A 12,414-nucleotide genomic window follows, 5' to 3' on the forward strand; every position below is an offset into this window, starting at 1 on the left:
ATTTTTATCGTGAAATAATAAACGTTAAATATTTTAAGAAATATTGATTTAAGCCTAGATTTTAGGCTCTTTTATCACATCAAATTTTCCTTATTTCAAATCTGATGACATCAAAATATTTTCAGTTAAGAGTATGCTGAAAACAAACAAAAAAAAAGCGCTATCTATATGATAGCGCTTAGCGTTTTAGTCTTATATTATTTATAGAGGAGTATAATTTTAAATTATTTTTTATTACAGCTTTGCTATGTGTAGTCTAAAGTCAGCCCATTTGACTTCAGTAATAACATTTAAAACATCCTAACAATTACACTACAGATCTAAATTCAAATTTAAGTGGTTATATTTATTTTTAATATAAAGTCTAATTAAAAATTCATTTTGACTTTATGTATTCCCTAGCATTAGTAAATTTAAAAACAAGTAATTTGGAATTTAAAAAGTATGTAAAAGTGTTTCTAAATGTTATTGATTGCATTATAGCGTCATAGAAATGTTGCGCAAGTGTTTTTTTATTTTATTTAAGTCCCCCTAAGAAATTAGAGTAAAAACTAGTTATAACAGTAAGTTAATCAACTTACCTCATTATAAAGGCAACTCTTTCAATATTTATTATTTTATATTTTATTTATGCTTGAATATGATTCAATCAATAATATTTATATTAGAATACATTACAAATAAATTACCGGTTTTTTTTATTTTTTCAATTAAATTAAAAGATATTAATATTTTTTATACTTATGGGAATTTATTATCATCGCGTAAAACAGGACTTATTTTAGCTTAAAATATTATTTTTTGCTTATTTTCGCATTAATCAATGACATCCGAGGAATATTCATCGTTTAACTATAAATGCATACTCTCGTTAAGAGTATGCATTTATAGTTTATCAGGCCACATCAATCCCATACAATATGAATGGTTTATTTTAGATTAACTTTACTCGCTATACGTATCTACAAGCGAAGTAAATCATCAGAATTAAATATTACAATAGCATCAATAATCTGAGAAATTTACCCCTTAAAAATTAAACCATTTAGATGTGAAACTATAAAATAAAATATTATTTTGGAGGAAATCTCATTAAATTTAGAATGAATTTCAATCAAAAAAATGCGCCTTACTTCAAAATACTTACTCCATAGCAAGCGAGTAAACATCAAAAGTAAAGCGCACCTAGAGGAATGACGACTACTTAGCTGTAGTTGCTTCCATTCCGACTAAACCAATTTTTAGATAGCCAGATTGACGTAATGCATTCATTACGTCCATCATCGTTTCATAATCAACCGTCTTATCTGCTTGGAAAAAGATTGTCGTTTCTTTGTTGGTGTTCGTTGCTTGGTCTAATGTTATTCCAAGCTGGTCTTTACTGACCGCTTGCTCACCAATAAAGAGCTGGCTATCTGATTTCACCGTCAGAAATACAGGTTTTTCTGGGCGCGGCTGAGGCTTAGCGGTTGAAGCAGGTAAATCCACTTTAATATCAACCGTAGCCAGTGGTGCCGCAACCATAAAGATAATTAGCAAGACCAACATAACATCGATAAAAGGTGTTACGTTGATTTCATGCATTTCACCGCTATCATCTTGTTCGTCACCTAAACGCATTGCCATAATCGTTACCTTGCTTTGCTGTTTGCCAGATCGAGATCACGCCCCAGTAGTAGTGCCGCTTGAGCCGCAACATCACCAACTTGACCACGATAGTTATTGATCATACGAGCAAAAATATTATAGATAACCACCGCAGGGATTGCAGCGATCAAACCAATTGCCGTCGCGAGAAGGGCTTCTGCGATCCCCGGAGCAACCACGGCCAAGTTTGTGGTTTGCGAATGTGCGATACCGATAAAGCTGTTCATAATCCCCCATACGGTTCCAAATAAACCGACAAAGGGAGAAATTGCCCCGATGGTTGCAAGGTAGCCATTACCGCGCCCCATATAACGGCTGATTGCCGCAACCGCTCTTTCTAAGCGGAAGCCGGTACGATCTTTAATACCAGAAAGATCGTTACTGTTAGCGGAAAGCACTTTTTCAGTGGTTGCTTCAGCTAATAACATACGAGTGATACTGCCTGATTTAAACCCTTCTGCAATACTCACGGCTTCATCAAGAGATTTAGCTTCTGCAATCGCCTTCGCTTCATATTTTAAACGACGACGAGCAATTAAAATTTCAGTTCCTTTGGATAGGAATAGAGCCCATGTAATCACCGATGCGAGTAACAAGCCGATCATCACCGTTTTAACCACAACATCCGCGTTTTGATACATACCCCAAACAGATAAATCTTGGTCAAAACCTCCACCATGAGCATCCGTCGTAATATCAACGTTTTCAGTCACTACTGTATTGTTGACTGTTAATTCTTGGTTGGATGTTGCAGGCGCTGATGTCGCCTCTATATTTGAAGGTGTATTAGCGGGTGTTGATGATGTTGCTGAATTTTGAGTTGTTGCAGTTGTAGCGGGTGTGCTTGGGCTGACAGCTGGAGTTGTTTCAGCAACCGCTGTACCCATTAAGCCGATCGCCAATAGAATAGAAGCTGTTAATTTACGCATCAGTTGGCCTTTACTCTCTATATTTGTGTTGTATAAAAAAATTTATATCGATGATTGTGCCATTCATCGACTAACCATTAAAAGCAAAATTTGACTCACGCCATCCATCTCTTTCGTCAAGATGTGCAGATAATATCAAACACGGCACGAATTGATAGTAATTATCATTAGTATTCGCAATTTTTTGCAATTTCTTTGTTGTAAGCTAAATAAGCCCTTTTTTCTGTTAAGGTCATCGATACCTTTATTATGAAGAATATTCAGGTAGTCACTTTTACACTTGCTCTTATTCGCTGAAATCATTTAACTTCAGATGATAACCTAGCTACTCCCGTGAGTATTTATTAGCAAATAAGGTTATCGGCAAAGGCAAATAAGGAAGATATCATGGCAAAAATTAGACCTGAAACGCAGTTGGTACACCTAGGAAGAAACCCTAAATATACCCAAAAAGGGGTGAATCCCATTATCCAACGCACCTCTTCCGTGATATTTGACTCCGTCGAAGATAAGAAACACGCAATCCGTCATCGTGCAAATGGTGTACTTATGTATGGTCGCCGAGGAACTCAAACCCATTTTGCCTTTCAAGAAGCGATGACTGAGCTAGAGTGTGGCGCAGGCTGCGTTCTCTATCCCTCTGGCGCTGCTGCCATCACCAATGCCATTATGTCGTTTATCTCTTCCGGAGAACATATTTTGGTGACTGGCTCTGCCTATGATCCAACCCAAAATTTTTGCGATAAGATCCTCACTAATCTCAATGTTGAGACAAATTATTTTGATCCACTGATTGGTGAGCAAATTGCCGACCTAATTCGCCCCAATACGCGCATTGTGTTTTTAGAATCCCCTGGCTCTATCACGATGGAAGTTCATGATCTTCCCGCTATCGTCAAAGCTGTTCGCCACAAATCCCCGGATATTATTATCATGATTGACAATACTTGGGCGGCAGGTGTACTCCTAAAACCCCTACTGTTTGATGCCGATATATCCATTCAGTCCGCAACTAAATATATTAATGGGCACTCTGACGGAATGCTTGGGGTAGCGGTTGCCAATCAGCGCTGTATTGAAACTTTGCGAGAAAACTCCTATCTACTTGGGCAAACCGCAGATCCAGATACTGTTTATATGGCGGGCAGAGGTCTACACACCTTAGCCACTCGCTTAAAGCAACACGAAACCAGTAGCTTAGCTATCGCAAATTGGTTAGCTGAACACCCCGCGGTTGAACAAGTCTTTCATCCTGCACTTCCAAGCAACCCGGGGCATCAATATTTTAAACGTGACTTTACTGGAGCCAACGGGTTGTTTTCATTCCAATTAAAAAACCGGTTATCCCCCGAGCAATTTAGTCAATTTCTCGACCATTTTACTCACTTTAAAATGGGGTATTCATGGGGGGGATTTGAGTCGCTCATTTTAGGCTATCAAACCGAAGATTTAATCAGCATGCGCCAATATGATTATCAACCAAAACTTGGGTCGTTTTTTCGTGTGCATATTGGGTTGGAACATCCTCAAGATTTAATGGATGATCTACAACGTGCATTTGATCGTCTTTAGGTTGTCATTTCCGCGATATATGACTGGGCAGTTAGCCACTGCCTTTTCAATAATTCCCCGAACAAATCAAACTAGCCTAGCTTTTTTCCTGTAAGATAGAGGGCATAATTCGCTTTATGCAAACACAGGAACGATTATGGAAGTCATACGCGAAATCGTACTGGCACTTTGGCAACACGATTTTATGAAGCTTTCCAACCCAGAAGTACTTTGGGTGATATACACCGTGCTTTTTGTGGTGATTGTCTTAGAAAATGGAGTGCTTCCCGCTGCTTTTTTACCCGGTGATACCCTTTTATTACTTTCTGGCGCTCTGATCGCTAAAGGTGTTCTTCATTTTATTCCCACTATATTGCTGCTCGCGACTGCGGCCAGTTTAGGATGCTGGATTGGTTTTATCCAAGGGCGCTGGCTCAGCGAAACCAAAATGGTGAAACGGTGGTTAGCGCAACTCCCCGACGAATACCACAAAAAAGCCAACGATATGTTTAATCGACAAGGTTTATACGCACTATTAATCGGGCGTTTTTTAGCTTTCGTTCGAACACTATTGCCTTTGCTTGCTGGTCTTTCTGATTTAAGCCATCGCCGTTTTCAACTATTTAACTGGTTAAGTGGGTTCTTATGGGTGGGTATTATTGTGACTTTAGGTTATGCAATTAACCAGATTCCGTTTGTGAGAAATCATGAGCAAATCGTCATCACCGCCTTAATGATTATTCCCGTCATTCTTCTCGTCAGTGGCTTGATTGGTTCCATTGTGATGTATTGGAAACACCGTAAAGTTCTCAGCGGCAGTAAGAAAGATTAATCACGACTAATCTCATGATAATTTAACAAAATAAGATAGTTGAATATGAGATAAACATTTATAGAAAGAGGGGTCATCAATGGCCCTTTTATTTTACTTTAAATTCAAACGTCTAATCCCCCACGCTATTCCTATTGAAAAAATCTTCATGAGTTTATTTACCCACTCAAAAAAAATGAAAGCAAATGAAAAAATGTTAATGAGTGATATTTACCTTAGATACTGTGCTATTTACGCCATTTTCTCAAAAAATATATTTTTCATATAAATCATATGATTAATTGATTTTATTCAATTATCATTTTATTCCTCTAATATTTAACACATCTTTTTGCTCACTTTTTGTGATCTTCATTTCAATTTTAAAATCTTCGATAGCTTACTTTTTTAAGTTATGTAAAAGTACAAATAAGAAACAAACAACAAAGCGAAAGAAAACGCAAACAAAAAGAGGATGAAGCAATGACTGTTTCGCGTAGAACCTTTATCAAAGGACTAGCAGCCAGCGGTGCAGCAATATCGGTTTCTAGTCCCGTTTTAGCCAATACCGGGATGCCTTCAAATGGCATGCCTTCTCGACCAGAGAAAGCACCCAACTTATTAATTATCTTTCCCGATGAAATGCGTGCCCATGCATTACAATTTATGGGAGAAGATCCTTCGATTACCCCCAATCTGAATAAGTTTGCCAAACAAGCGAAAGTGATGACACAGATGGCTTCTAACTATCCATTGTGTTCACCTTTTCGTGGCATGTTTATGACAGGGCAATACCCTGTTCGTAATGGGATTACCGGCAATACTCATGACTATGGCGGAAAAGTCGGTATTGATTTATCTCCGTATGCAAAATGTTGGTCTGATGTCCTTCAATCCTTAGATTACAGTACTGGCTATATTGGTAAGTGGCATTTAGATGCACCTTATGCCCCTTATATTGAAAGCTACAATAACCCGATGGAAGGACGGTATTGGAATGAATGGGCAGCGCCCGACCGCCGCCATGGATTCGATTTTTGGTACTCTTACGGCACATATGATTTACATATGAAACCGATGTATTGGGGCAATAATACGCCTCGTGAAAAGCCGATCTATGTTGACCAGTGGGGACCAGAACACGAAGCCGATATGGCGATAAAATTCTTACGAAACGAAAATGGGCAATTTCGTGATGAAACCAAACCATTTGCATTAGTGGTTTCCATGAATCCCCCTCACTCACCTTATGACCAAGTTCCACAAAAATACCTTGATGTTTATAAAGGAAAAACATCTAAAGAATTAAATACTCGTCCGAATGTTCAGTGGGATGCTGAATATCAAGAAGGCTATGGTCCACAATATTTTAAAGAATATCTCGCCATGGTAAATGGCGTGGATGACCAGTTTGGCCGAATAATGAATGAGCTAGAAAAACAGGGACTTGATGATAATACGCTGGTTGTTTTCTTCTCTGATCATGGCAGTTGCCTTGGTGCTAATGGGCAGCCAACTAAAAATAACCCTTACGAAGAATCCATGAGGGTTCCAATGATGTTCCGTCTTCCGGGGAAAATTAAGGCCGGTCAAGACGATGCTTTAATGTCCGCACCGGATATTTATCCAACAATCTTAGGTTTGCTTGGACTAGAACAATGGATACCTGGCTCTGTAGAAGGTAGCAACTTAGCTGAACGAGTCGCAACAGGTAAAGGGGATAGCGCCAGTTCTCAGCTTTATTTGTTTATCCCATACGGTGAACCTTCCTTTGGTAAACGCGGAGTACGCACCAAAACACACACATTGGTTATTGATCGCCAAGATGGACAACCATTGAAATATACACTTTACGATAATGTGAAAGATCCTTATCAAACGAAAAATGTTGCCGATGAGAATAAACCACTTATTGAAAAATTAATTAAAGAAGAGTTAACCCCTTGGTTAGAAAAAACCGGTGACTCTTGGAGACCAAGTGAATTTATTACTGCAACAACCAAAAAATTGAATAAGAAAATCACTGAATGTGAAGTGAAGTAATTCCATCCTTGCCATCTTATTATTGATGGCAATTCTATAAACAAAAAAAACAATTTCCCAAATAAAACAGGGAATCATTTAAATAATGCTTAAATAGCCTCTAGCTTCGGAATAAAGATAATGAAAAAATTATTAATATCTGGCACCGTTTTGTTTTTAATGGCATCTAACTACACCTATGCAAATAATTACAAAACAACCATTGAATACCGCCATCAATATTTAGATGCCTCAGGGAAAAGTGGTGACAGAATTAAAGCTTTTCTTGATACAGGGAAAAATATTGGTTTTGAATTAGATGCCCGTTATGGCAATAAAGACGGCGCATATGATGCCATGAAAATTGACGGCTCTGAATTTTCAGCATTTTATTATACCAAACTCAATTCAAATTTAGTTGGACTTGTAGGCTCCTCACTCGACTTTGATAAACAAGGTCTTGTCTATGTTCCTTATGTCCGTCTGAACTACACCTTTGACAACGGTATTCGTTTACAAGGCCGTTATAAGTGGAAAGTTTGGGATTACGGCCAAGTCGGGGAAAATGGCAGTAACTACCACTCTAAAATTCAAGAGTTCGACAGCTGGATTGGTTATAAATGGGGTAAACTGGATCTTCAGTATCAATTAGATTTAATGTGGGAAATGGCGGATAACGCACAGCCACTTTATAATAATAAGAAATTCGATTATCAACATAACGTACGTCTTCGTTATGATATAAAAACGGATGATGGTGCTTTATGGAGACCATTTGTTGAAGTTGGTAATGTGAAAGAAAGTAAGTTCTCCAGTGACCGACAAACCCGTTTCCGTGTTGGTATTCAATATACTTGGTAATATAATCAAAAATAAAATTCAATAATACAAAGAAACCCCATGATTATTATCGTGGGGTTTCTTTTTTATTTAAAAATAAAAACAAAAAAATCGGCCAATATTTTGACCGATAAGATAAAGCAAGTGCAATGGAAAAACGATGCGTATTAATTTATATAATTACTAATCTAATAACTTAATAACTTCACTACCTGCTAATAAATAAGCTCCCGCACCATAATCCATGTTATGTTCAAATTTAACATCTCGAGGATTAAATGCCGGTAATTGAACCCAACCTAACATGCCATCTTCATGAATACAGTTTTTTAGCGCTCCCCATGCTTTTTCAAGTATTGGCAGATAACGCGTTTTATCTAATACACTTTGGTTTATCCCCCAAGCTAATCCATAACAAAATAGCGAGGTTGCACTACTTTCAGGAGCTGGGAAGCTTTGAGGATCCAACAGGCTTGTACGCCAGAAACCATCTTCTTGTTGATATTCCACAACAGACTCGATTAGCTCAACAAATAAATCTAAGTATTGTTGGCTTCCTGCAAAATCAGCTGGTAAATGCTGCAAGATACGCGGTACGGAGGCTATCACCCAGCCAATACCTCGGCTCCAAAAAACTTTTTCCCCATTGGCTTCACGTAATTCGCCCCCTTTTCCATCAGGAATATAACGATAATCCCGGTAAATCAAACCCGTTTCGGGATCTCGTAAATGCTCTACTGCATCCCAATAGGCCTGATGCATGTAAGCGAGATAGCGGGGATCAGCCGTTTTTGCTGACAATGCAGCGAAAGCCGGTGGTGCCATAAAAAGGGCATCACACCACCACCAGTCCTCTCGACCTAATTTCGGTTCATCCAACATCAAATCAAATGCTTTTATTGTCGGTTCAAGAACTTCCGGTTGAGAAAACTGCGAGCTGACGGCTAAATAAGCTTGTGTACACACATGATCATCGGCAAAACGAGGATTTGGCCCCGTGCGAAATCCGGTATGTAACGTATATTCCAACACCCCATCAAGATACTCACTGTCTTGAGTTGCTTGCCAAGCGGCAGCAACACACGACCACAGAACACCGCGTTCCCAATCTGTATCTTTGATAAAGCGTGTTTTACCACTGCGGCGAACCACACTACGAACCTGATGCTTTGATTGAAAACGATAAACACGTTTCATATCCTGCAAAACAACATCACGCTGTAATGACTGAGATGATAATACCTGTTCCATTTGGATCCTCCTGATGGACTAGCGAGCGAGCCACCCACCATCAACGGCAATCGTATATCCATTGATATAATCGCTGGCACTGGAAGCAAGGAAAATTGCAGGTCCCGCTAAGTCAGATGGCAGCCCCCAACGTCCAGCGGGAATACGCTCTAAAATCGCTGCATTACGCTCAGCATCAGCTCTTAGTGCTGCGGTATTATCTGTGGCCATATAACCCGGAGCGAGGGCATTCACATTAATATTATATTGAGAAAGCTCCGTCGCTAATGCGCGAGTTAACCCCATAACCGCAGATTTACTGGCAGTGTAAGAAGGCACTCGGATGCCGCCTTGGAATGACAACATTGAAGCAATATTGATAATTTTTCCGCCATTACCTTGCTTCACAAACTGACGAGCAACACGCTGGGATAAGAAAAAGAGCGTTTTTTGGTTAATATTAATGACATCATCCCAATCTTTTTCACTAAATTCTAATAAGTCTTCACGACGAATAATCCCCGCATTATTCACCAGAATATCAATGTGCCCCATGGCAGATACCGCATCGTCCACAAGGTCTTGTAACTTATCTTGCTCCATTAAATTCATGACGACATAGTGGAATTTACGTCCCAACTTTTCGACTTCGGCACGTGTTTCTGGTGCATCTTGTATTCCAACACCAACAATATCCGCCCCAGCTTGAGCTAATCCAATCGCCATACCTTGACCTAGACCTGTATTACATCCAGTGACAATGGCTACTTTTCCTGTTAAATCAAATAAATTCATGGCATGCCTCTCTTACGGTGCCGCCAATTCAGCAACACCGTTTTGTTAGATAAGAAAATAAAAAGGAGTAATCGGGCGTTATTTCAAATCTGTCATTGCGACATGATCCATATCGTGGAATACCTGATTTTCACCCACCATTCCCCAGATAAATGTATAAGCCGCAGTACCGACACCAGAATGAATTGACCAACTCGGGCTAATCACCGCTTGCTCATTACGCACCACAATATGACGAGTTTCGGTTGGTTCACCCATATAATGGAAAACCACGTTGTCATCTTTCATATCAAAATACAGATAAACTTCCATGCGGCGTTCATGGGTGTGGCATGGCATGGTATTCCATAGGCTGCCTGGCTCTAACACGGTCATTCCCATAGATAACTGACATGTTGGTAGAATCGATGGATGTAAGAATTTATAAATTGTCCGTACGTTACAGTTCTCAACCTTACCCAGTTTTTCCGGTGATGCTTGGTCAATGGTAATTTTGCGACTTGGGTAGGTATGATGGGCCGGGGCGCAGTTTATATAAAAACGTGCCGGATGATTGGCATCCGCACTGCTGAATTCTACTTCACGCGCGCCCATGCCAATGTAAAGTGCTTCACGAGGTGCAATTTCAAATATTTCCCCATCAACAACCACTTTACCTGCACCGCCAATATTGATGGCACCCAGTTCACGACGTTCTAAGAAAAAATCAACGCCTAATGCTTTCCCTGCCATCAGTGCCAATGGCTTATGTGTTGGAACAATACCGCCTACGATAATGCGGTCAATATGACTATAAGTGAGATTCATTTCCCCTTCACAAAACAATCCTTCGATTAAGAATTGTTTACGTAATCCAGCAGTATCCAGCGTTTTAGCGTGCTCACTGTGAATTGGTTGACGAATTTCCATTATAAATACCTCATAATTTACAGGGGGAGTACCAAACTCACGAGTTGGCTTTCCCATTAACAGAGTGAACGTGTTCACCTCTGATGAATGTGTCAGTTAAATAAAAGTTGTCATCGACAACCGCAAAACTTGCAACGGCGCCCTCGCGGATATAGCCATATTGCTGACCAATGCCGAGATACTCCGCAGGCACCGCCGTCGCCATTTGTACCGCTTCCCATTCAGGAACTTGAGCGAGTTTCACCATATTGCGCAGTGCCGCATCCAAGCTACAGGTGCTACCGGCTAAAGAACCGTCTGCGGTTCTGGCTTGCCCTTGAGTCACCTGAACCATTTGAGCGCCCAAGGCATACTCGCCATCCGGTAATCCCCCAGCACGCATACAATCAGTAATTAAGGCAACTTGCTGATAACCTTTCATGCGATATGCCAAGTTCATCATGACCGGATGAACATGAATGCCATCTGCTATCAATTCGGCGAGTACATCGTGATAGAGCACTGCACCACAGCAACCCGGTTCACGGTGATGTAATCCCGTCATACCGTTATAAAGATGCACGCCACAATCAGCGCCGTGAGAAAATGCCTCGCTAGTTTGGGCAAAATCCGCTGCGGTATGGGCAACACTGGTTTTGATATTTTGTTGAACTAGCCAATCAATAGCATCAATAGCGCCATCAGCTTCAGGAGCCACCGCGACCCGTAATAACGAACCACCAGCACACTCTTGCAAAGATTTAAGTTCGCTGACGGTCGGAGCCTTGAGGTATTTCACTGGATGAGAACCTCGATGACGTTCAGTGAAATAAGGGCCTTCAAGAAAGCTTCCTAACAGTTGTGCACCTGATGTTTGCTGATGAGCCATAAATTGACGAACTTGGATTAACGCGTGTTTAATATCGTCCATGGGTGCCGTAACCGTGGTTCCTACCCATGCCGCAACCCCCGTCTTGACCAAATCATCCGCAATAATTTGCAATCCCTCTAAGCTTGCATCCATCACATCAGAACCTGCTCGACCATGAATATGAATGTCGACAAATCCTGGAAGCAATGAACGTCCTTTTAAATGCACGATGGGACAATTTTCTGGAGCAATACCCGTAATTTGTTGCACGGTCCCATTGCTAACGCAGACATATTGGTGCTGCTGTATACCCTCTGGCGTAAAAATTCGATCCGCTAAAATTGCGTATTGCTGGCTCATAATCCGTCTTCTTCATCTTCAAATTCAGATAATATTGACAGTTGCTCACGCAAGTCTTGGATACTGCTAACCCCAATTTCACGTAAGATGGAAATCAGCTCTTTTGCTGTGACGCCTTCTCGCTCAAACGCCGCATTCACAATCATGGGGAGGCTGACACCGGAGAGAACTTCAACTGAAGGATTTTCCATCATGATCGCCATGGCGCGATTACAGGGTGTTCCACCCGGAAGATCCGTAAGAAATACAACTTGCTCACAAGGCATAGCTTGCATCGCACAGCGCATTTGCTGTTCCAGCTCATCAGGGGATATCGTCTCGATAAAATCGAGAAACACCATATTCTCTTGTTCACCCGCTATAGCTCTGACCGCCGACGCCATCCCACTTGCAAAATTTAAGTGCCCAGAAACAACCAAACCGATCATTATTTACTCCTAAGCGGGTAAGTTTCTACCCGCTAAAATTCA

11 protein-coding genes are annotated in these 12,414 nt (G+C 40.5%); 4 read left to right on the forward strand and 7 right to left on the reverse strand.

Annotated features, from left to right (window positions below; genetic code table 11):
• Nucleotides 1–1,200 precede the first annotated feature (1,200 nt).
• Together exbD and exbB are read right to left on the reverse strand one after the other, a co-directional pair.
• Complete coding sequence (exbD, locus tag PROVRUST_RS15415; protein ID WP_006815805.1) at nt 1,201–1,626, reverse strand: TonB system transport protein ExbD; 426 nt, start codon at nt 1,624–1,626, stop codon at nt 1,201–1,203.
• A gap of 5 nt (nt 1,627–1,631) precedes the next feature.
• Nucleotides 1,632–2,576 carry a tonB-system energizer ExbB gene (gene exbB / locus PROVRUST_RS15420; protein ID WP_006815806.1) on the reverse strand — a complete coding sequence of 315 codons (945 nt, stop codon included), beginning with the start codon at nt 2,574–2,576 and terminating at the stop codon, nt 1,632–1,634.
• Nucleotides 2,577–2,963: 387 nt separating this feature from the next.
• Between exbB and metC the strand changes: the two genes are divergently transcribed.
• From metC to PROVRUST_RS15445, 4 genes are all read left to right on the forward strand, one after another.
• Nucleotides 2,964–4,148 carry a cystathionine beta-lyase gene (gene metC / locus PROVRUST_RS15425; RefSeq protein WP_006815808.1) on the forward strand — a complete coding sequence of 395 codons (1,185 nt, stop codon included), beginning with the start codon at nt 2,964–2,966 and terminating at the stop codon, nt 4,146–4,148.
• A 136-nt stretch (nt 4,149–4,284) separates the two neighbouring features.
• Nucleotides 4,285–4,959 (forward strand): DedA family protein, encoded by a 675-nt coding sequence (locus PROVRUST_RS15430; RefSeq protein ID WP_006815809.1) that lies wholly within the window; start codon nt 4,285–4,287, stop codon nt 4,957–4,959.
• Nucleotides 4,960–5,421: 462 nt separating this feature from the next.
• Nucleotides 5,422–6,981, forward strand: a complete 1,560-nt coding sequence (locus PROVRUST_RS15440; RefSeq protein ID WP_006815811.1) for a sulfatase-like hydrolase/transferase — start codon at nt 5,422–5,424, stop codon at nt 6,979–6,981.
• Nucleotides 6,982–7,101: 120 nt separating this feature from the next.
• Nucleotides 7,102–7,821, forward strand: coding sequence for an oligogalacturonate-specific porin KdgM family protein (locus PROVRUST_RS15445; RefSeq protein ID WP_006815812.1), 720 nt, complete (start codon nt 7,102–7,104; stop codon nt 7,819–7,821).
• A 162-nt stretch (nt 7,822–7,983) separates the two neighbouring features.
• Here the strand turns inward: PROVRUST_RS15445 and PROVRUST_RS15450 are convergent, their stop codons facing one another.
• The 5 genes from PROVRUST_RS15450 to agaF all read right to left on the reverse strand — a co-directional run bounded on the left by PROVRUST_RS15450 (nt 7,984) and on the right by agaF (nt 12,372).
• Nucleotides 7,984–9,051: a glycoside hydrolase family 88/105 protein gene (locus PROVRUST_RS15450; RefSeq protein WP_006815813.1), complete on the reverse strand. Its 1,068-nt coding sequence runs from the start codon at nt 9,049–9,051 to the stop codon at nt 7,984–7,986.
• A gap of 18 nt (nt 9,052–9,069) precedes the next feature.
• On the reverse strand, nt 9,070–9,825 hold the full coding sequence (gene kduD / locus PROVRUST_RS15455; protein ID WP_006815814.1) for a 2-dehydro-3-deoxy-D-gluconate 5-dehydrogenase KduD: 756 nt from the start codon (nt 9,823–9,825) through the stop codon (nt 9,070–9,072).
• 78 nt (nt 9,826–9,903) lie between these two features.
• Nucleotides 9,904–10,734 carry a 5-dehydro-4-deoxy-D-glucuronate isomerase gene (gene kduI / locus PROVRUST_RS15460; RefSeq protein ID WP_039855615.1) on the reverse strand — a complete coding sequence of 277 codons (831 nt, stop codon included), beginning with the start codon at nt 10,732–10,734 and terminating at the stop codon, nt 9,904–9,906.
• A gap of 37 nt (nt 10,735–10,771) precedes the next feature.
• Nucleotides 10,772–11,944 carry an N-acetylglucosamine-6-phosphate deacetylase gene (nagA, locus tag PROVRUST_RS15465; RefSeq protein ID WP_006815816.1) on the reverse strand — a complete coding sequence of 391 codons (1,173 nt, stop codon included), beginning with the start codon at nt 11,942–11,944 and terminating at the stop codon, nt 10,772–10,774.
• On the reverse strand, nt 11,941–12,372 hold the full coding sequence (agaF, locus tag PROVRUST_RS15470; RefSeq protein ID WP_006815817.1) for a PTS galactosamine/N-acetylgalactosamine transporter subunit IIA: 432 nt from the start codon (nt 12,370–12,372) through the stop codon (nt 11,941–11,943). Before agaF ends, nagA begins: the two co-directional genes overlap by 4 nt.
• Nucleotides 12,373–12,414 lie beyond the last annotated feature (42 nt).

The organism is Providencia rustigianii DSM 4541 (genome assembly GCF_000156395.1).
GTDB classification, from domain to species: Bacteria; Pseudomonadota; Gammaproteobacteria; order Enterobacterales; family Enterobacteriaceae; genus Providencia; species Providencia rustigianii.